This is a genomic window from Oceanihabitans sp. IOP_32 (assembly GCF_009498295.1).
GTDB lineage: Bacteria > Bacteroidota > Bacteroidia > Flavobacteriales > Flavobacteriaceae > Wocania > Wocania indica.
In genome coordinates this window covers 2,446,201-2,467,252 of record NZ_CP040813.1, presented here as the reverse complement: position 1 = coordinate 2,467,252, position 21,052 = coordinate 2,446,201, and the positions used below count along the sequence as shown (strand labels likewise).

23 protein-coding genes are annotated in these 21,052 nt (G+C 34.4%); 7 read left to right on the top strand and 16 right to left on the bottom strand.

Annotated features, from left to right (window positions below; genetic code table 11):
* Positions 1-19: 19 nt before the first annotated feature.
* Positions 20-580 (bottom strand): PASTA domain-containing protein, encoded by a 561-nt coding sequence (locus tag FEZ18_RS10260; protein ID WP_153268223.1) that lies wholly within the window; start codon positions 578-580, stop codon positions 20-22.
* 141 nt (positions 581-721) lie between these two features.
* Here FEZ18_RS10260 and FEZ18_RS10255 point away from each other — a divergent pair, with 141 nt between their 5' ends.
* Both FEZ18_RS10255 and coaD read left to right on the top strand, forming a co-directional pair.
* The gene (locus FEZ18_RS10255) at positions 722-1,702 is read left to right on the top strand and encodes a D-alanine--D-alanine ligase (RefSeq protein ID WP_153268222.1); all 981 of its coding nucleotides are present in this window, start codon (positions 722-724) and stop codon (positions 1,700-1,702) included.
* A 100-nt stretch (positions 1,703-1,802) separates the two neighbouring features.
* On the top strand, positions 1,803-2,258 hold the full coding sequence (coaD, locus tag FEZ18_RS10250) for a pantetheine-phosphate adenylyltransferase (RefSeq protein WP_153268221.1): 456 nt from the start codon (positions 1,803-1,805) through the stop codon (positions 2,256-2,258).
* Between the two features lie 823 nt (positions 2,259-3,081).
* On the opposite strand, the gene ureC is transcribed toward coaD, so the two are convergent.
* The 10 genes from ureC to FEZ18_RS10200 form a co-directional block, all read right to left on the bottom strand.
* Positions 3,082-4,800, bottom strand: coding sequence for an urease subunit alpha (ureC, locus tag FEZ18_RS10245; protein WP_194269471.1), 1,719 nt, complete (start codon positions 4,798-4,800; stop codon positions 3,082-3,084).
* A 22-nt stretch (positions 4,801-4,822) separates the two neighbouring features.
* Complete coding sequence (locus FEZ18_RS10240) at positions 4,823-5,143, bottom strand: urease subunit beta (protein ID WP_153268219.1); 321 nt, start codon at positions 5,141-5,143, stop codon at positions 4,823-4,825.
* Positions 5,144-5,161: 18 nt separating this feature from the next.
* On the bottom strand, positions 5,162-5,464 hold the full coding sequence (locus FEZ18_RS10235) for an urease subunit gamma (RefSeq protein WP_153268218.1): 303 nt from the start codon (positions 5,462-5,464) through the stop codon (positions 5,162-5,164).
* Between the two features lie 86 nt (positions 5,465-5,550).
* Positions 5,551-6,465, bottom strand: coding sequence for an urea transporter (locus FEZ18_RS10230; protein WP_153268217.1), 915 nt, complete (start codon positions 6,463-6,465; stop codon positions 5,551-5,553).
* Between the two features lie 8 nt (positions 6,466-6,473).
* On the bottom strand, positions 6,474-7,184 hold the full coding sequence (hypB, locus tag FEZ18_RS10225; RefSeq protein ID WP_153268216.1) for a hydrogenase nickel incorporation protein HypB: 711 nt from the start codon (positions 7,182-7,184) through the stop codon (positions 6,474-6,476).
* On the bottom strand, positions 7,171-7,527 hold the full coding sequence (locus FEZ18_RS10220; protein WP_153268215.1) for a hydrogenase maturation nickel metallochaperone HypA: 357 nt from the start codon (positions 7,525-7,527) through the stop codon (positions 7,171-7,173). The genes hypB and FEZ18_RS10220 overlap by 14 nt, the downstream gene beginning before the upstream one ends.
* A gap of 99 nt (positions 7,528-7,626) precedes the next feature.
* Positions 7,627-7,998, bottom strand: a complete 372-nt coding sequence (locus tag FEZ18_RS10215; protein ID WP_153268214.1) for a hypothetical protein — start codon at positions 7,996-7,998, stop codon at positions 7,627-7,629.
* A gap of 558 nt (positions 7,999-8,556) precedes the next feature.
* Complete coding sequence (locus tag FEZ18_RS10210; RefSeq protein ID WP_153268213.1) at positions 8,557-9,309, bottom strand: LytR/AlgR family response regulator transcription factor; 753 nt, start codon at positions 9,307-9,309, stop codon at positions 8,557-8,559.
* Positions 9,310-9,828: 519 nt separating this feature from the next.
* Positions 9,829-10,554: a lipoyl(octanoyl) transferase LipB gene (gene lipB / locus FEZ18_RS10205; RefSeq protein WP_153268212.1), complete on the bottom strand. Its 726-nt coding sequence runs from the start codon at positions 10,552-10,554 to the stop codon at positions 9,829-9,831.
* A 106-nt stretch (positions 10,555-10,660) separates the two neighbouring features.
* The gene (locus FEZ18_RS10200; protein ID WP_153268211.1) at positions 10,661-10,819 is read right to left on the bottom strand and encodes a YqaE/Pmp3 family membrane protein; all 159 of its coding nucleotides are present in this window, start codon (positions 10,817-10,819) and stop codon (positions 10,661-10,663) included.
* A 361-nt stretch (positions 10,820-11,180) separates the two neighbouring features.
* Between FEZ18_RS10200 and lysS the strand changes: the two genes are divergently transcribed.
* Positions 11,181-12,872, top strand: a complete 1,692-nt coding sequence (lysS, locus tag FEZ18_RS10195; RefSeq protein ID WP_153268210.1) for a lysine--tRNA ligase — start codon at positions 11,181-11,183, stop codon at positions 12,870-12,872.
* Positions 12,873-13,077: 205 nt separating this feature from the next.
* Here the strand turns inward: lysS and FEZ18_RS10190 are convergent, their stop codons facing one another.
* Positions 13,078-13,275, bottom strand: coding sequence for a hypothetical protein (locus tag FEZ18_RS10190; RefSeq protein WP_153268209.1), 198 nt, complete (start codon positions 13,273-13,275; stop codon positions 13,078-13,080).
* Positions 13,276-13,677: 402 nt separating this feature from the next.
* Between FEZ18_RS10190 and FEZ18_RS10185 the strand changes: the two genes are divergently transcribed.
* Positions 13,678-14,139 (top strand): hypothetical protein, encoded by a 462-nt coding sequence (locus tag FEZ18_RS10185; protein WP_153268208.1) that lies wholly within the window; start codon positions 13,678-13,680, stop codon positions 14,137-14,139.
* A gap of 74 nt (positions 14,140-14,213) precedes the next feature.
* Here FEZ18_RS10185 and hemL read toward each other — a convergent pair whose 3' ends face one another.
* Genes hemL through FEZ18_RS10165 form a run of 4 tightly spaced genes read right to left on the bottom strand, consistent with a single transcriptional unit; the run spans position 14,214 to position 17,552 of the window.
* Positions 14,214-15,500 (bottom strand): glutamate-1-semialdehyde 2,1-aminomutase, encoded by a 1,287-nt coding sequence (gene hemL / locus FEZ18_RS10180; RefSeq protein WP_153268207.1) that lies wholly within the window; start codon positions 15,498-15,500, stop codon positions 14,214-14,216.
* 24 nt (positions 15,501-15,524) lie between these two features.
* Entirely contained in the window at positions 15,525-16,310 is a 786-nt protein-coding gene (locus FEZ18_RS10175; protein ID WP_153268206.1) for a glucosaminidase domain-containing protein, read from the bottom strand.
* Between the two features lie 2 nt (positions 16,311-16,312).
* Positions 16,313-17,224 (bottom strand): 1-aminocyclopropane-1-carboxylate deaminase/D-cysteine desulfhydrase, encoded by a 912-nt coding sequence (locus FEZ18_RS10170; RefSeq protein ID WP_153268205.1) that lies wholly within the window; start codon positions 17,222-17,224, stop codon positions 16,313-16,315.
* The gene (locus tag FEZ18_RS10165) at positions 17,214-17,552 is read right to left on the bottom strand and encodes a hypothetical protein (protein WP_153268204.1); all 339 of its coding nucleotides are present in this window, start codon (positions 17,550-17,552) and stop codon (positions 17,214-17,216) included. The genes FEZ18_RS10170 and FEZ18_RS10165 overlap by 11 nt, the downstream gene beginning before the upstream one ends.
* A gap of 52 nt (positions 17,553-17,604) precedes the next feature.
* Here FEZ18_RS10165 and FEZ18_RS10160 point away from each other — a divergent pair, with 52 nt between their 5' ends.
* The 3 genes from FEZ18_RS10160 (at position 17,605) to FEZ18_RS10150 (ending at position 20,518) form a co-directional block, all read left to right on the top strand.
* Positions 17,605-17,787 carry a DUF5522 domain-containing protein gene (locus FEZ18_RS10160; protein ID WP_153268203.1) on the top strand — a complete coding sequence of 61 codons (183 nt, stop codon included), beginning with the start codon at positions 17,605-17,607 and terminating at the stop codon, positions 17,785-17,787.
* A gap of 129 nt (positions 17,788-17,916) precedes the next feature.
* A complete protein-coding gene (locus tag FEZ18_RS10155) occupies positions 17,917-18,462 on the top strand; it encodes a DUF4136 domain-containing protein (RefSeq protein WP_153268202.1) in 546 nt (181 codons plus the stop codon).
* Positions 18,463-18,754: 292 nt separating this feature from the next.
* Positions 18,755-20,518, top strand: a complete 1,764-nt coding sequence (locus FEZ18_RS10150) for an aromatic amino acid hydroxylase (protein WP_153268201.1) — start codon at positions 18,755-18,757, stop codon at positions 20,516-20,518.
* Positions 20,519-21,052 lie beyond the last annotated feature (534 nt).

Genomic DNA, 21,052 nt, shown 5'->3' with positions numbered 1-21,052 from the left:
GATCTGTTTTAATTACATATTAGTTTTGTGGTTGTCTGCCGTTGCCTAAAACTAAATCGATTGTTTCTGTTTTGGGTAGCATATCACCAGCCGAAATAGTCTGTCCTTTGTGTTTCATTCCCAGTACAATGTCCTTACCTATATTATCTACATACGTTAATTTTCCTACTTTAAAATCCAGAGCCTCTAATGTTGGTTTCGCTTGCCTCAAAGTGCTTTCTAACAAATCGGGAACTCGAACTTTTCTGAAGCCTGAAGGGTTTAACGTGATGTATACTTTTCTACCTTTTTTAACCTTTGCACCAACTGGAGGTTCTTGTTCTATAACAGAGAACTTAGGATATTCTGGATTAAAATTTGCAGAATCTTGAATTTGCATGACTAAATTGTTTTCTTTTAGTTCAATTTCGGCCACACTTATAGATTTTCCGGTAAGTTGAGGAACGGTTTCAAAATCGCCATGATTAGTAGAAGATTTTAGCCATTTTAAAGCCAAAAAAACTAAAACAACCGTAGCCACTACAGCCAAGGCAATTTGCTTTAAAAATACTTTACTTACTAAGAATTTAAATAGGTTCATTTTTTAAAATTTTCAATACCGCAAAGATATAAAAACAGAACTGTTTTTTGTTTCGCAATATATATGATATTTTAGCCTCACTATTATTACCAACGGTATATTATAAAACTTTAGTCTTAAGGACATTTTATTTAAGCATCAATGAAAAAAAATATAGCCATAATTATGGGGGGATTTTCTAGTGAATACAAAATCTCATTAAAAAGTGGAAACGTGGTTTTCGAAACCCTAAACCCAGAAAAATACAACGCTTATAGAATACACATTTTTAAAGATAAGTGGGTTTATGTCGACACAGATCATAACGAATACCCCATTGATAAAAACGATTTCTCGGTGACCGTGAAAAACAGAAAAATCACCTTCGATTGTGTCTTTAACGCCATTCATGGATCGCCTGGAGAAGATGGCTTTATGCAAGGTTATTTTGAATTGATAAATATGCCACATACGAGTAGTGGTATGTATCAAGCTGCTGTGACTTTTAATAAACGTGATTGCTTAAGCGTGCTTAAACCTTATGGTATTAAAACTGCCGAATCGTTTTATCTCAACCTAGGCGACCCCATAAATGAAGACGCTATAATAGAGAAAGTGGGATTACCCTGCTTTGTTAAAGCAAACAAAGCCGGCAGTAGTTTTGGTATAACCAAAGTGTATAAAAAAGAAACCTTACAAAGTGCCATTCAAAATTCTTTTAAGGAAGATGATGAAATTATTATTGAATCTTTTTTAGACGGTATAGAGGTTTCTGTTGGTGTAATATCTTACAGAGGAGAAACAAAAGTATTGCCAATAACCGAAATAGTTACAGACAATGATTTTTTCGACTACCAAGCAAAATATTTAGGTGAATCTCAAGAAATCACACCGGCTAGATTAACTAAAGAACAAGAAAAAAAGGTAAATACAATAGCCAAAAACGTATACGAAATTTTAAAAATGAAAGGTTTTAGCCGTAGCGAGTATATTTTTAAAAATGGAGAGCCTCACTTATTGGAAATAAATACCGTACCTGGTTTAACTAAAGAGAGTATTTTACCCCAACAAGCTTTAGCCGCAGGCATAACCTTAGAAGAATTGTTTGAAAACGCCATTGAAACTGCGCTTCTTTCAAACTAAATATAAAATCGAAAAACACTTTTCATGATAGAAAAGTGTATATTTGATATTAAGTATCACTAAAAACCCTCCTTTCACAACTGTAAAGGCTTTATAAACAATGAAACGCGCCATATTCCCAGGATCTTTTGATCCCATCACCTTAGGACACTACGATATTATTAAAAGAGGTATCACCCTGTTTGACGAAATAATTGTTGCTATAGGTATAAACGCAGATAAAAAATACATGTTCTCTTTAGAGGAACGCAAACAGTTTATTAAAGATGCGTTTGCCGATGAGCCTAAAATAAAAGTGATGACTTACGAAGGGATGACGGTCGACTTTTGTAAAGATATTAATGTGGAATTCATATTACGCGGTCTTCGTAATCCTGCTGACTTTGAATTTGAAAAGGCCATAGCGCACACCAATAGGGATTTAGCACCAATTGAAACCGTTTTCTTGTTAACTTCCGCTAAAACATCTTATATCTCATCATCCATTATTAGAGATGTAATAAGAAACAACGGAGATTATACGAAGTTAGTTCCAGACAATGTAAGAGTGAAGTAAATTAAGAGGATGGTATCGATACGATTCTAGCACTAAATTTTAAGAGGCCTCACATTTTTGCACAGATTTGTATAAATTTGAAATTCCCTAAGTTTAATAACTTAAAAGGAAACAACTCTATACTTCACATTATATCAAACTCGAGTTTTAGCACACACTTACTTTATACCAAATTAGCCATGTCATGCCGCATATAATTTGTTTCTTTTTCGCCCATATTTCGGTATAAAATAAAACCATAACTCAGGCTATGCTTTGATTTTCTATCTCATCTGAACAAAAAATAATTCAAATTAATAATACGACATTTCAAAACTAAATTGGTATAATTTGCCTTTCCTCAGAGTATTTCGAAACAAGAATATCATGAACATTATGGGTAGGCTTAGTTTAGTATAATTTGTAGCACCAAAAGCCAATAGGCTTTGTTACCCGCCAATATTGATTTAAAAGAATCAGGAGACGGCATCCAAACTATAAAATTAACAACTAAGCAGATATCATTTCAACATTTGAATTCTTAGTGTTCTATAAATTTAGGGGGTCGATTCACAAAAACACGCATTTTATCAAAAAAAATAGTTATTAAAGTTACATGGAATGCATCAAGCTACAAACCCAAAAAAAACAGCAGTATTTTTAATCAAATAAACAGCTATCTTATACCGAATTAACAAAACGACATTTCAAAATTAAATTAGGATTACATTTTAAAAACAGCATAAAATCTACTATCTAGATTAATAAAAAAAACCATGCTGGTTACTCTTTACAAGCAACCAACATGGCTTTAAAACTCTATCAATTAAATTGATAACTGTTATTAGAACATGAAGTATCTCTGAGCCATTGGCACAACATCGATAGGCTCACAAGTAATTGCTTTACCATCAACTTTAACTTCGTATGTTTCTGGATTCACCTCAATGTGTGGTGTAGCACTGTTAAGTACCATATCCGCTTTGCTAAGGTCTCTACAGTTTAATACTGGAAGAACTTTCTTCTGTAAACCGTATTTTTCAACAATACCTTTCTCGATAGAAATTTGAGAAACGAATAATGCAGAAGTCGCTTGCATAGCTTTACCGTAGTAACCAAACATTGGCTTGTAAATTACAGGCTGTGGTGTTGGAATAGACGCGTTAGCATCACCCATCTTAGAACCTAAAATCATACCACCTTTGATGATTAATTCTGGTTTAGCACCAAACATGTCTGGTCTCCACATTACTAAATCTGCCATTTTACCAGCCTCAATAGAACCTACGTGGTTACTAATACCGTGAGAAATCGCCGGGTTAATAGTGTACTTAGCAACGTATCTCTTAATTCTAAAGTTATCGTTACCGCTACCTTTATCTTCTTCTAAGAAACCAAACTGTTGTTTCATCTTATCGGCAGTTTGCCAAGTACGACAAACCACTTCTCCAACTCTACCCATGGCTTGAGAATCTGAACTCATCATAGAGAATACTCCCATATCATGTAAGATATCTTCTGCTGCAATAGTTTCTGGACGAATACGAGAATCTGCAAAAGAAACATCTTCCTTTACGTTCTTGTCTAAGTGGTGACATACCATTAACATATCTAAGTGCTCATCTGCAGTGTTAACTGTAAATGGTCTAGTTGGGTTAGTAGAAGATGGTAATACGTTTGGTAAACCAGAAATACTGATTATATCAGGAGCGTGTCCACCACCAGCACCTTCCGTATGGAATGTATGGATAGTTCTACCACCGATAGCTTCGATAGTATCTTCTAAGTATCCTCCTTCGTTTAATGTATCAGTATGTATTGCTACTTGAACATCATACTTATCGGCAATTCTTAAACAAGTATCGATTGCAGATGGCGTAGAACCCCAGTCTTCGTGAAGTTTTAAACCTAAAGCACCTGCTTCAATTTGCTCGATAATAGCTGCTTCAGAAGTCGAGTTACCTTTTCCGAATAAACCGAAGTTTAATGGTAAAGCATCAAGAGACTGTAACATAGTTTCCATGTGCCATGCACCTGGAGTAACTGTAGTTGCTAAAGTACCGTGGTTTGGACCTGTACCACCACCAATCATAGTTGTAATACCACCGTATAAAGCCGTATCGATTAATTGTGGACAGATAAAGTGAATATGCGCATCAATTGCACCAGCAGTAAAGATATGACCTTCACCTCCTAAAGCTTCAGTAGAAGCACCAATATTCATACCAGAAGTAACACCATCCATGGTATCTGGGTTACCAGCTTTACCAATACCAGAGATTTTACCATCTTTGATACCGATATCTGCCTTGATAATACCCCAGCTATCAATAATAATAGCGTTTGTAATTACTAAATCTAACACTCCTTCATCACGTGTGTGAGAAGCAGACTGTGCCATACCATCTCTAATAGTCTTTCCACCACCAAACTTATTTTCTTCACCGTAAACGGTAAGATCTTTTTCAATTTCAGCAAATAAGGCACTATCTCCTAAACGAATTTTATCTCCGGCAGTAGGACCGTACATTGAAGCGTACTGCTTTCTTGATATTTTTGTCATAATATTATATTTTTAAAATTAATTACTTCTTTTTTAAGCTAAATCCTCTAACTCTTCCGATACCGCCAAATGGGATAACTTCAACATCATTGTTAGTTTCACCTGGCTCAAAACGAATTGATAAACCAGCCGGAATGTTTAATCTCTTTCCTGCTGCTGCTTTTCTATCGAATTCTAAAGCGTTATTAGCCTCTCCGAAGTGAAAGTGCGAACCTACTTGAATAGGTCTATCTCCTGTGTTGGTAACTTTAAGCTTAGTCGCTTTTTTACCAGCATTTAACTCAATATCCCCTTTTGCGAAAACATACTCGCCAGGAACAACATAATTTTTTTTATCGCTCATAATTTTTGATTTTTAAGATTAAGAAATTGGATTGTGTACAGTTACTAACTTAGTTCCGTCAGGGAAAGTTGCTTCGATTTGTACATCATGTATCATCTCAGCAATTCCATCCATAACGTCACTACGCTTTAAATAAGTAGTTCCTTCTTGCATTAAGGTTGCTACTGATTTACCGTCGCGTGCGCCTTCGATAAGACGTTTTGCGATAAAAGCTACAGATTCTGGGTGGTTAAGTTTTAAACCTCTCGCTTTTCTGTCTTCTGCTACTGTACCTGCTAGGTAAAGTAGTAATTTCTCTGATTCTCTTGGTACTAAATGCATAATTTAAAATTTAGAATTAATAATTAATAATTTATTTTCTTTATAAACATAAGTATAACTACTTAACATTTCAATTTTTTAAGCTTTTATGGATTAAGGTATCTTACCAGTTTAGACGTATCCATATTTGCTTTTTCGATATTGCCTTTTACTACAAGCATAATCCAGCTTCCTACAATAAAACCAATAGTATATGTTGCTATAAACTGACTAAAAGCATAATGTATTAACACGGCTAGTAGAACACCCACAATAACATAAATAAAGTCTACAATTCTTGGTCCTACAAAAGCACAAGCTACTAATATAGGAGAGAACCCATAAATACCATTAGCTAAAACATTAGGATCAATTCCTAGGATATAATGTGCAAACAAAGCTCCTACTGTTGCCGCCGCTGTAGAATACATAGCTGCCGCAGGATTTGCAATCGCAATCCCTAAAAATATTAATATACCGGTAATAAAGTTCGCTCCAAAGTTAACTTCTGCCCATGCAAAAAACGGTCCTTGAATAGCGTCTACAGTACCTGTATAATCTGGAAGCGCTGGTGTAGTTTGTTCTAATCCGAAAAGTCCTAATTGAGCAACACCCCAACAAGTAAACCAACAAGTTACAACAAACGGGAATGTATAGGCTACCTTACCATTTCTAACAAAAAGATTCATCACTACAGTAGAAATAATTGCCGAAACAGCACCTAAAACCCAAAGTAAAGGATTTGCAGCGTCACCTTCAGTCAATCCAAATGTAAAGAATACACACATGTAAGCTAAACTACCATTAAAGCCGTATAAACCAAATAAGATATCATCTTCTTTGTATTTAAAAGCTTTTGCCGTTAGGGTACCCACAAGCGCCCCTAATATACAAGTAACCCCTAGTGTCCAATGGCTAAAAAACATACCAATTGTAATTAATAATCCAGCCCAACCGTTGTCTTGTAAAAATATTTGCCCAACTCCTACAAAACTTGTTTTAATTATTTTAGCTAAGTCCATAAAAAAAATTATTTATTGTTTTTGTTCTTTTTTTCGGTTACTTTTTCTTCAATCCAGTTAATCCAATTATCTAGACCTATGTTTTTAAGTGTTGATATTTCCATAACTTCAATGTCTGGGTTTACGTCTCTCGCATCTTTGGTTACAGCCTCAACAGAGAATGGTAAGTATGGTAATAAATCTGTTTTAGATACCAACATTAATTCACTCGTTAAAAACATTTTTGGATACTTCAAAGGCTTATCATCACCTTCCGTGGTAGATATAAGTGTTACGCGGTAATCCTCACCTAAATCGAATGACGATGGACACATTAAGTTACCCACGTTCTCAATAAATAACACATCGGTGTTTTCAAGGTCGATAACATCGATGGCCTGCAAAACCATTTGAGACTCAATGTGGCACATACCACCAGTTACAATTTGCAGAGCATCAATACCCACTTCCTTCATTCGTACAGCATCCCTATCTGTTTCTGGGTCACCTACTAAAACAGACATGTTTAGCTTGCCCTTAAGCAATTCTCCCGTTTTTTGCATTAAGGTTGTTTTCCCACTACCTGGAGAAGAACACACATTAATAACCAAGATGTCTTTTAGACGCTCTCTGATTTTTTCGGCTACAAAATCGTTTGCTCTTAATAAGTTTAAAGACACCTTCTCGGTATCGATACTTCCAGCAGTAATTTTGGATGATTTTGGTTTAGTTGTATTCATTGTTATTATTAAATTTAATTTCGTTAATATACAGTTCTTCTCCCTGAATTATATTTCTACAGGGCTTATTACAGCTTTTACAAACAAAGCGGTTTTTTTCAATTACAGTTTTTGCGCCACACTCGCACTCTATTATGACATCTAAAGTATCTACGATTAGCTGGGTGTTATAATATTCCGGAAACTCCATTACAAACGCTTTAAAAGCATTGGTAATTAAAATTGGCTGAACATTACTTAACAAACCAACTTTTAAATGTATTTCTGAAACTCTTTTAAACTTTTCTGGAAACTCTTCCTCTATTCTTTCGAAAGTATTTCGAATTAAATATATTTCGTGCATTAAGATAGATATAATTAATGGGATTCAATTATAAAACAAAACTTATATAACCAATAGGTCAATCTTTTCCGCCAGCATCACCAAACGGAAATAAACTATTTATATAATAAAAGGAGATATTTTTAGAGTTGAATATAGTATATACAATCCAACTTTAGGGGTCTTTAAAAAACCAAATGTGCTCTCAATAAAACTAGAACAATTAATTGAAAAGACACTAGAACTATTATTTGTTGTAGATACAAAATAGTTATCAAGTTGCTTGGAGTAAGCAAAAGAATCGTAAGCACTCGAACCCTCTAATGTCGAGCTATAAAAAACAAAATCGTGCTCTGAAACCCACAAGCCCACAACATCTTGATCAAACTGCTTTTCCCCAACTCTATCGTCTATAATTGGGTAAAAAGAAACCAACACAATCAACCCCAAAGAAATCGTCTTAAAGACTAAGGAAGCGTTAAAGTTATTCACGTTGATCATATTTCTATTTAATCAAAAATTTAAACGTGCTCAATAGAACACGCATTTTAATCGACTTTTGTTTTCTTTACAGTGTAAAAATAACACATAATAACGAACTAACCCAGAGCAAAGCAATAAACGAAGCTTAAACCAGTAAAACCGAAGCGAAAAACAACATAACCGATACGAAAACGTTTGAATTCGCATAAAAATCAACAAAAACGATTGGTTTTGCGGTAAAATGTTATGATGCCCCAACTCCTAATTATTATATGTTAAAGATACTTACACAAAGTCCATCATTTATGATAGTTTACTTCGCGTTAATTTGTGTACTAAATAATGACAATATATAAAAAAACTATATCCCCAATATTAAAAGACCATTTTGAGTTTTAACTCAAACTTTACTTATTCTCTGGAATAGGATGTTGTGAAAGTTAATGCCAGCAAAGAATTATTTTAACTAAAAACACTACAACCAACCATGAGCTTTAAACGTCAATTTAGACAGTATTCTTAAACTGAAAATTATGCTGCTCTATAACCTTCAAAATCTAATCTGTGCTATTTTAAATTTAAAAACTTCATAAAGTCTGGATATTTACGTTGCGATACCGACAATAAATCGCCTGTCTCCATTTCGCAATACGCCGCACCAGAATCTTTGTGTATTTTATTGATAAAATTTAAATTCACAAAGTATTTAGCGTGTATTCTGTAAAAACTGCCTTGAATTAATTTCTCATATTTAGCGAGATTTTTTGAAGACACAATATGCTTACCGCCTTTTAAAAAGAAATTTGTGTAGCCACCATCTGAAGATAAATAAATAATATCCTTTACCTTAATAAGCTCAATGTCTTTTACAGTAGGGACCGCAATAATTTGAAAAGACTCCTGATTTAAAGCATCTCGTAGGCTTTTTATTTGATTACTTTGAGTAAATTCTTCTTTTTTAATCTCTGTAACCGCTTTATTCACAGCTAAGATGAGATCCATTTTCTCTATGGGTTTGGTAATATAAGCGACGGCATTATAATCGAAAGCCTTAATTGCATAATTATCATGAGAGGTAATGAAAATAACTTTGGCATCAAATTGATCGGCCTCATCTAACACATCAAAACCAGTATTGTCTTTATCCAAATTAATATCCATAAAAATAAGATTCGGATGGCTTTGATTTATCAATTCGACAGCCTCTTGTTTAGTACTTGAACAGCCAAGAATATTTACTGGTAAATTACTTCCCTTTATTAAGAGTTTTAAGAGTTTAATATTGTCTTCATCATCATCAATAATTACAGCATTAGTCATTGTATTCTATATTATTTATTTAGTGCTTAATCAAATTTACTAAAACCTCAAGTCTTTATTTAAAAGCGCCTTGAAATATTAGTGTTTTTAAAACTTGTTACAAAAATTAAATTTTGTGTAAATATAATTGAATTCTTCATATTATTTGTGCTGTATAGCTAATGTTAACAAGATAAAACATTCTACCCTACAAACACCAAGTTTTTTTTTACAATTTATATACTTAATACAAACATTTATAGTTTTATTAAAACACATTTAGTATTGTTATGGATTTAAACTCGTAGTTCTCACTATCACATGCTTAAAGGTAAAATTTTAAAATTTAAACCGTACAAATAAAACACTTTATTTAATCGAAATAAAAAACTTGACAAAAGTATTAAAGGATCAGGCTTTAAAACATGATAGATGTCATTTTTTGTAGTATTATTTTTAATTTTAAAAATCGAAACTTTAATAAAAACCAAATAGTTTAGTTCACAAAAAAACAACCTTCTTCTCAATTCGTTTAAACCCCTAAAAGTGCGTCTCCTTAAGGTTTCCTTCTACATGATCAACCTCAAAAAGCGCAATAAAATGTTTAATTAACTTTTCTTTCACCTCTTGAACTGAAACCTCTCTAACACCCAATTCTACATTTAACGAAGTTACAGCCTTACCGCGAATACCGCAAGGTATAATGTTATCAAAGTATCCTAAATTAGAATTCACATTGAGTGCAAAGCCATGCATCGTTACCCAACGACTCGCGCGAACGCCCATTGCACATATTTTGCGTGCAAACGGAGTGTTAACATCTAACCAAACACCTGTTTCACCAGGACTTCGACTGGCTTTTAAACCGTATTCTGCAAGTGTTAAGATTATAATCTCTTCTAGAAATCGCAGATATTTGTGTATATCTGTAAAAAAATTCTCGAGATCTAAAATAGGATAACCAACAACCTGTCCAGGACCGTGATAAGTAATATCACCACCTCGGTTAATTTTATAAAATGATGCACCTTTCTCGGTTAATTGGTCTGTGCTTAAGAGTAAATTTGAAGCATCTCCATTTTTACCCAAAGTATATACGTGTGGATGCTCTACAAAAAGAAAATAATTGGTCGTTTTTAAACCAGCGTCTTCCCTTCTGTTTTTTATTTTAGCATCTACAATACCTTTAAAAAGTTGTTCTTGGTAATCCCAAGTTTCCTTATAGTCTTTGTAGCCTAAATCTTGAAGCTCTATTGTTTTATTCATAGACTGCAAAATTAAGCTATTTTTTTTATAGGTACACAAGCAATAACAACAGTTTCGTAATAAAGTTTTGAATTTGAAACCACATTGATATCGCTCTCAATAAAAATTAATTTTTAGGATTGTTATTTATCACCAAAGCGGCAATTACGCCTGGTACCCAACCGCAAAGCCACAATAAAAAAGTGATTAAAATAGAACCACAGCCTTTGTCTAGTACAGCTAGTGGCGGACAAATAATAGATAATAAAGCTCTCCAGAAACTCATTTGTTTTTAATTTTATATCTGAATATCATTTCAGAATGATTGATGATTTTAGTTATTTGACGTAAAATTATATTTTTTGTTACAGACTAACATCATTTACCTTTTAACTAAAACGCTTAACCTAAATATTAGAAAGAACTCTGTATTTCGTTTCTTCCTATTTATAGGTCGCAACAAATAGGTCTTAATACCCCGAATGGCCGCCGCTTATAAGGAAAGCAGAGAAAATTATTTTTTTTAAAACCAAAATTAAAGACTGTAATATATAGGATGGCTCTTGCAGTAACAACAAAAAAATAAATTTTATAAGAAATCTTTTAATAGTACCTTTGCAACTTTTAATTTACATAGCATTTATAATATGTCGCAATTATCAGAGCAGGAGCTTATACGCAGAGAAAAGTTAGTAAAATTACGTGAATTAGGAATTAATCCCTATCCAGCAGATTTATATCCAGTAAACCACACCTCTAAACAGGTGAAAGAGCAGTTTCAAGAAGATAAAAAGGTAATTATTGCCGGAAGACTCATGCAGGTAAAAGTGCAAGGTAAGGCAAGTTTTGCTCAACTACAAGATGCTGAAGGTAGTATACAAGTGTATTTTAATCGTGATGAAATTTGCCCAGATGAGGACAAATCAAAATATAACGATGTTTTTAAAAAGCTTCTAGATTTTGGTGATTTTATTGGGATTGAAGGCGAACTATTTACAACACAGGTTGGTGAAAAAACAGTAAAGGTGAAAGATTTTACGCTACTCAGCAAAGCCTTAAAACCCTTGCCTGTACCAAAAGAAAAAGACGGAAAAATATACGATGCCTTTACCGATCCTGAACAACGTTACAGACAACGTTACGCAGATCTCGTAGTAAACCCACATGTAAAAGAGGTTTTTATTAAGCGAACCAAATTGTTTAATGCCATGCGTAACTTTTTTAACGATGCTGGTTATTTTGAGGTTGAAACACCAATTTTACAACCCATTCCTGGTGGTGCGGCCGCACGTCCATTTGTTACACACCATAATGCTCTAGATATCCCGCTATACATGCGAATTGCTAACGAACTGTATTTAAAACGGCTAATTGTAGGTGGTTTTGATGGGGTTTACGAGTTTTCGAAAAACTTTAGAAACGAAGGTATGGATCGCACGCACAATCCAGAGTTTACCGCTATGGAAATATATGTGTCGTATAAGGATTACAACTGGATGATGGATTTCTGTGAAACCTTATTAGAACATTGTGCTATTGCAGTAAACGGCACGACTAAAGCTACATTTGGCGATCATGAAATCGATTTTAAAGCGCCTTATGCTAGAGTTACCATGGCCGATTCTATAAAACACTTTACAGGATTCGATATCACGGGAAAAACCGAAGACGAGATAAGAAAAGCGGCCATAGAACTGGGTGTTGAAGTCGATGAGACCATGGGTAAAGGCAAGTTAATTGACGAGATTTTTGGAGAGAAATGTGAAGGCAACTACATTCAACCCACCTTTATAACCGATTACCCTAAAGAAATGAGTCCACTGTGTAAAGAACATCGTGATAATCCTGAATTAACCGAACGTTTTGAACTTATGGTTTGCGGTAAAGAAATTGCCAATGCCTATTCTGAATTAAACGATCCTATTGACCAGCGTGAGCGTTTTGAAGACCAATTAAAACTTGCTGCTAAAGGCGACGACGAAGCTACTGAGTTTATAGACTACGATTTTCTTCGTGCTTTAGAGTACGGCATGCCACCTACCTCGGGTATGGGAATTGGTATGGATCGCTTAATTATGTTTTTAACCAATAATCAATCCATACAAGAGGTACTGTTTTTCCCACAAATGCGACCAGAAAAAAAATCTGTTGCTATTAGTGACGACGCCAAGGCTATTTTAAAAATATTAAAAGAAGCTGAGAAATTAACTTTAAATGATTTAAAGACTCAATCGGGCTTATCAAATAAAAAATGGGACAAAACCATTAAAGAACTTACTAAAAACAAATTAGCTAAGGTTGAAAAAATAGACAACGATTTAATGGTTGAGATTTTATAATTAATTCGTTAGATAAACGCTGTTTTACTAAAACAAAAAGCCAGTAATTTTAAAAATTACTGGCTTTTTTTACTAACCAAACTTAACTAAACTAATTCTATGAAAACTATGTTAATAGTCTCAATTCTTAACTGGTACAAATTAAAAACAAAAATCTCTACCAAGCCTTACCTTTTAGAAACTTTTAACGCTTAAAATCAATGATTTATGCTTTTTTTAAGAATTGATTTAAATTAATAAAGCAAATCGAGTTTAAGCGGTCTAATTCCAATAAAACTAAACGCTTTAAAGGCAGATACTTATAAACCAAATACGAGGCCTTTTGTTCCCCTCCCTTTTTAACTATATACCGTACCACACCATTTAAAACCGCTTCACCATCCTTTAAAATAAACCAGTGCATAAGTTTCATTTAACAAAGATTCCAACAGGGTTGGTCTTACGGTCATTTCGGCATCATCATCCTTCGTTTCTTTCATATCATAACGATTAAACCGTAAATTCGCAGTTCTTTTTCGCCCATATTTCGGTATAAAATAAAACCATAACTCAGGCTATGCTTTGATTTTAGCTCACGCCCATATATAGTAAAATAACGAGTTCGTGAATCTGCGATTTCTATATTATCTGAACAAAAAATAATTCAAATTAATAATACGACATTTCAAAACTAAATTGGTTTAAAAAGATAGCTGTAAAAATTATAAAAAACACAAAACGTTAATGTATCGTTAAAACCAGGGAATGCGTTAAACCTTTTTGATGGGCCGTAGTCCTAACCACAAATAACTTAAAACATAATAAAATGAAAAAAATAGTAATAATTGCAGTTGCTTTTTTAGCCTTACATGCCACAGGACAAGAGGGTGGAAAAAATCGTGGTTTCAAACAAGAGAGCGGTAAAAGGATGGCAGACTTTTCTGCTGAAGAAATGGCAAGCTTACAAACAAAAAAGATGACTTTACATTTAGATTTAACCGCATCGCAACAAACTAAAATCCAAAAACTAAATTTGGAAAATGCCACTAGAAGAAAAGCGATGATGGAGGCGCGTAAAGCCAAAAAAGCGAGTGGTAAGACTGAAAAACTTTCTAAAGAAGAACGCTTAGAAATGATGAATACCAGATTAGATAATCAAATTGCTAGAAAAGCCGAATTGAAAACCATTTTAAATCCAGGGCAGTTTGAAAAGTGGGAAAAACATCAAGACATGAATCGCAAGAAAGGGAAAAATCATAAAAAACGTTTCGGCGGAAAAAGACAATAAAGTTTTTGTTTAGTTGATTATAGTGTTTTTATTAAAAAGCGCATTTCTAAATTTAGAAATGCGCTTTTTTTCATTTATAATGTTTTTGCCACTTGGTTTACGGCTGCAATAGTAAAATCTAAATCTTCGTAAGTTAGAGCGTCTGTAATGAACCAGGTTTCAAAAGCACTTGGCGCAATATAAACCCCTTCATTTAACATTCCGTGAAAGAACTTTTTAAAGGTCTCGTTATTTCCTTTTGCTGCCGTATCAAAATCTACAACCGCAGCATCATCAAAGTGCACCGAAATCATCGAACCAATTCTATTTACAGTATGTACAACACGGTTTTCATTTAAAACCTTAGACATACCTTCGTGTAAATATGTTGTTTTTTCATCTAAACGCCTAAACACTTCAACGTCATCATTCAAAGCCTTTAACATGGCTAATCCGGCAGCCATAGCTAAGGGGTTACCGCTTAAAGTTCCGGCCTGATATACAGGTCCTAAAGGCGCTAAGTGATTCATAATTTCATTTCTAGCGGCAAAAGCGCCTACTGGTAAGCCCCCTCCAATTACTTTACCGAAGCAAACTATATCAGCTTTAATATTATAAAGCTCTTGCGCACCTCCCTTTGCTAATCGGAAACCCGTCATCACCTCATCAAAAATCAAAAGGATATTATGAGCATCGCATAAGTTTCGCAAGCCTTCCAAAAACCCTTCTTTTGGTGGAATACAGCCCATATTACCCGCAACAGGCTCTATTATAATGCAGGCTATTTCATTTTTATTCACCTCAATTAATTGGCTTACATTTTCAAGATCGTTATAGCGTGCCAATAACGTATCTTTTGCGGTGCCCTCGGTAACACCTGGGCTATTTGGTGTACCAAAAGTTACTGCACCACTACCCGCTTGAATTAAAAACGAATCGGAATGCCCATGATAACAACCTGCAAATTTTATAATTTTATCTTTTCCAGTATAACCTCTTGCTAAACGTACGGCACTCATGCAGGCTTCTGTTCCCGAATTTACAAATCGGATTTTATCAATATTTGGCACCATCGAAACCGCTAATTCTGCAATTTTAGTTTCAATTTCGGTTGGCATTCCAAAAGAAGTTCCTTTTTTAGCTTTATCAATAACCGCGTTTACAACAGGCTCGAAAGCATGCCCCAAAATCATGGGACCCCAAGAGTTTATATAGTCTATTAATCTATGGCCATCTTCGTCGTATAAATAAGCCCCTTTAGCTCCTTTTACAAAAATTGGTGTTCCGCCAACGGCTTTAAAAGCACGTACTGGAGAGTTCACACCTCCAGGAATAACTTTTTCGGCTTCTGTGAATAACGCACTGCTACGTTTGTATATCATTTTTACTGTTTATTTTAAAAGCATTTATCTAATAACTAACTCTTGACCGATACTAATGGTGTTATCCTTTAACCCATTTATATTTTGAAGTTGCTCTACGCTAATATTGTATTTTCTTGATATCGAATATAAAGTATCACCTTTTATAACCCTATATGTTTTGCCAGAGTTGATTTTTGGCGTCTCGATCTTAACATAATTAGCACCCATAACTTCTTTGTCATATTCGTACAAATTATAACGTTCGATGATGCTAATTAATTTTTGTGGATATTTTCTATCGGTTGCATACCCTGCCGCTCGTAAGCCTTTTGCCCATCCTTTATAATCTTCCTTTCTAAGCTCAAAAAGCTTTGCATACCTTTTACGTCCTGTTAAGAATAAAGACCTGTCTCTAAAGGAGTATTTGGCATCTTTATATTTTCTAAAACACTCTTGCTTTTCATCGTCATCATGATAAATTTTTTGCCCTGTCCATCCGTGACATTTAATTCCAAAATGATTATTGGCTTTCATTGCCAATCTGCCATAGCCCGATCCCGACTCTAAAATACCCTGCGCTAAAGTAATACTAGCAGGAATATGATACAATTGCATTTCGCTTTGAGCGATGTCTTTATACGTGTCAATATACTTATCTATTTTATCTGCATAAACCTTGGGAGGCGCAGTAACTACAGGTTTTTCAACAGGTTTTACAATCTGCTCGGTATTCGGCTTTATTATGGTTTTCTTGCTAACAGCTACTTTTTTAGAGCGGCAACTAAAAACCACACTCATTAAGCAGAATAGTAATAGTAATCGTTTCATTTTTATTCAATTATTGGTAAATTTTTATTTTTCAAAATCATATTCATTCCGGCAATTCCTTGTAAACCACCAGTGTGAATAGCTAAAATTTTAGAACCCGCAGGAAAATAACCCTTATGGATTAAATCGTAAATTCCAAACATCATTTTCCCGGTATAAATAGGGTCTAAGGGAATTCGATTCGTGTTTTTAAAATGGTTAATAAAACGAATTAGTTCTGGGTTTATTTTAGCATACCCCCCAAAATGATAATCGGTTATTAAACTCCAATTTGATTGCGTTACAAATTTAGTAATTTCTTCTTTCAAAAAATCACCTTTTAAAGCCGGAAAACCCAAAACGTTTTGATTGGAATTAGAGCCGTTTATTAATCCAGAAACTGTACCCCCAGTTCCAACAGATGTACATATATAATCGAAATCCTTATCAGAATCGTTTAATATTTCTTCACAGCCATTTACAGCCAATGTATTGGTACCCCCTTCGGGAATTAAATAAAAAGTATTAAACTCTTTCTTTAAATGATCGATAAAATTTTGAGATGTTTTATCGCGGTAATCTGTTCGCGAAACAAATTTAAACTGCATACCACATTCCTTTGCAAAACTCAGAGTAGGATTACGTTCAATTTTAGACCCTAACTCGTCACCGCGAATAACGCCAATGGTTTTAAAGCCCAGGTTTTGCCCAGCAGAAGCTACTGCCGCAATATGGTTGGAATAGGCACCGCCAAAAGTAAGGAGGGTTTTAAAACCGCTATTTTGAGCTTCAATAAGGTTGTATTTTAGCTTTCTATATTTATTACCAGAAACAAAAGGATGAATTTTATCTTCACGTTTTACAACCAACTCAATACCTTTGTTTTTTGGCAAAAAAACAGTTTGGTTTATGCTATTTTCAGGCTTAAAAGTCATGGACGCGAATATACTTTAAAAATCCCCAGAAAGTACGCTGTTTGAGATAATCTAAATTCAATTCGTTATCATAAGCCTCACGTTCAAAAGAGATGTTTCTGTAAGCTAAATTCCAATTTCTATACTGTAACACTCTAATTAAAAACTCGATACCGTAAAGTATATAAAATGGCAAAACTAATAACTCTAACTGTTGCTTTAAATGAATTTTCTCATGGTTAATTAAAACATAATCGGTTTTAAAACTTCTGTATTTTAAAAACACAAAAGGAAAAATTGTTAGGCCAGTGTAGCCTTTTGGGATCAAGCGTTTTGAAATAAGAATCATAAACAAAATTGTAATCAAAAATTAATCCAAGATAGGTTATATTTGTAAGATAATGAAAAAAATAATTCCTATAGAAGATGGCGATTACTATTTAACGCCCGAAGGTTACCGCTGCTTTACAGCACAATATCTTTTAAAAAGAGGCTATTGCTGTGAGAGTGGTTGCAGACATTGTCCATATGGTTATAACGCTTCAACCGCAGTCATGACAAACAAAAAAAACAAACAGTATTAAAAAAAAGAACTTAATTCTGCGAAAAAACATTTAAACCCCTTGGTACGATTTTTGATGTAGTTAATTAACTAAGTCCATTATTTTAAGCGATTTACTACAGGCTATTAACAGAAACAAAATTTTAAGGCTATGAAAAAACTATTAAAAACACTACCTTTTTTAGCATTGCTAATTTTTATATCATCTTGCAGTTCGGTAAAAGTAGCTACAGATTACGACAGAAATGCTAACTTTAATGAATATAAGACTTTTGCATTTTACAAAACTGGAATTGATAAAGCAGAAATTAACGATCTAGACAAACGCAGAATTCTACGTGCTATTGAAGCTGAACTTTTGGCCAAAGGATTTACAAAATCTGAAAACCCAGATTTACTAGTTAGCCTTTTTACCAAGTCTCGTGAAAAAATAAACATTTACAACGATAATTTTGGTCCTTACGGTTATGGTTGGGGTTGGCATCCTTGGTATTGGAATCGTTATAATTCTACTTCGGTATCACGATCTACAGAAGGCGCTTTATACGTCGATTTAATTGATGCCAATAAAAAAGAACTCGTTTGGCAAGGCGTGGGTACCGGTTATTTAACTCAAGATATGGAGAAAAAAGAATTGCGTATTAAGGAATTTGTTGCCAAAATCATGGAGAAATATCCTCCAGGGGCGACACAGTAAAACATTTATAAAAAGCAACTCAATTTGGGTTGCTTTTTTTTGAAATTAAGATTTAAAATCTCTTAAAATAACCCCAAAATCAAACATCTTCTAAAAATATTTATAACGTTTATAGAAACAGTTTTAACAGTATTGCCACTGTCTTTCAAGCTCCAAAAAAACGAAATCTCAAAACACTTTTTTCTTTTTAATTTAAAAAACACACTGGGGAGAATCATTAATTTTAAGACTAAGTTCTATAATTTTTTGTTTAGAGTTTGTATTTTTACATAAAGCATTATAAACAGAAATCATGTCTAACGCCTTTGAATCTAACAGCATTTTAAATCGTCTACCAGAACATTTAAAACAATTTATAAAACCTCAACATTATGAGGATTATTCGGCTATAGACCAAGCGGTTTGGCGTTATGTGATGCGAAAAAACGTAGATTTTTTAGCTAAAGTAGCCCACAAATCCTATTTAGAGGGCTTAAAACAAACGGGAATTTCTATTGATAATATTCCAAATATGTATGGCATGAACCGTATTTTGAAGGCTATTGGCTGGGCAGCCGTAGCTGTCGATGGTTTTATTCCACCCAACGCTTTTATGGAATTTCAGGCCTATAACGTGCTCGTTATTGCAAGCGATATTAGACAATTAGACCATATTGAATACACACCAGCACCCGATATTATTCACGAAGGTGCAGGACATGCTCCCATTATAGCGAACCCCGAATATGCCGAGTATTTACGACGGTTTGGCGAAATTGGATGTAAAGCGATTTCATCGGCAAAGGACTATGAATTGTACCAAGCCGTTAGGCAGCTCTCTATTATTAAAGAAGCTCCAAATTCGACAGAAGATGCGATCGCTTCCGCGGAAAAAAAAGTTGAAGAACTGCAACAAAACATGGGAGAACCCAGTGAAATGGCATTAATAAGAAACCTACATTGGTGGACGGTAGAATACGGCTTAATAGGCAGTCTAGAGAATCCAAAAATTTATGGCGCAGGCCTACTATCTTCTATAGGCGAAAGTGCTTGGTGTATGACTAGCGAAGTTAAAAAACTACCCTATACCATTGAAGCAGCTTACAAGGATTTTGATATTACCAAACCTCAACCTCAACTTTTTGTCACACCTAATTTCGCGCATTTAAATTTAATTTTAGAGGAGTTTGCCAATACTATGGCTTTGCGAAAAGGTGGGTTAACAGGGGTTACCAAATTAATTCAGTCTAAAGCATTAGGCACTATAGAACTCAGTACAGGCATACAAATATCTGGTGTTTTTAGTGAAGTTATTGAACATGAAAGCCAACCCATTTACATACAAACAATGGGTGAAACCGCACTTGCCTATCGAGAAAAAGAGTTGGTAGGCCATGGTATTAAAACACACAAAAATGGCTTTGGCTCACCTATAGGAAAATTAAAAGGTATTAATTTGGCTATTGAAGATATGAGTCCTCGTGATTTAAGCGCTTACCATATTTTTGAAGAAAAAAATGTGACCCTGGAGTTTGAAGGCGGCATTAGCGTTTCAGGTGAAATTATTACAGGAAAACGAAATCTACAAGGAAAAATAATACTGATTAGTTTTAAAAACTGCACGGTTACACATGGTAAAACCACACTTTTTAAACCCGAATGGGGGATTTATCATATGGCTGTAGGTAAAACTATGGTATCGGCGTTTTCTGGGCCTGCAGATTACAATAGTTTCGATTTAATTACGCATGTACCGAGCTCTAAAACCATTCATGTTGAAAAATCAGATCAATTACTTCATCTGGAAACACTTTACCAACAAGTTAGGGATTACAGAGATGGTGTAAATAAAACTATTTCTAGAACTAAAGTTTTGGAAGAATTAATAAAAAACTATCCAAACGATTGGTTGCTGTCCGTAGAACTTTATGAATTAGCTTTCTTAGCAAATGAAACTAAATTATGCCAAAGCATTATGGAGCATTTAGAGACCGTAAAACAAAACAGACCAGAAGTTGGACATTTAATTGATGATGGTTTGGCGATTATTGAAAAAACGCTATTATCAAAACACTAACCCGTCATGGCGAGGAAACATGACGAAGCCATCTTTTGATTGAAAGGGCAAGTAAAATCGTGAGATTCTTCGCTGCGCTCTGAATGACAGGTTGCTCTGAATGACAGGCTGCGCTTTGAATAATACACGTCTGTCATTCAGAAGGAGGCACGACTGAAGAATCTTTATAATGGGTTATGCTAAGTTTATAGAGAAAGAGATTCTTCCCTGTACTCTGACAGGCTGCTATGAATAACAATACACCGTAACAATCCGTCATGGCGAGGAAACATGACGAAGCCATCTTTTGATTGAAAGGGCAAGTAAAATCATAAGATTCTTCGCTAAGCTCTCAATGACAGGTTACGCTTTAATTAAAGAGTTCCTATGAATTATAGTACACCGTAACAAACCGTCATGGCGAGGAAGCATGACGAAGCCATCTTTTGATTGAAAGGGCAAGTAAAATCGTGAGATTCTTCGCTGCGCTCTGAATGACAGACTTCGCTTTGAAAGACAGCACATACTAATTATCCGTCATGGCGAGGAAGCATG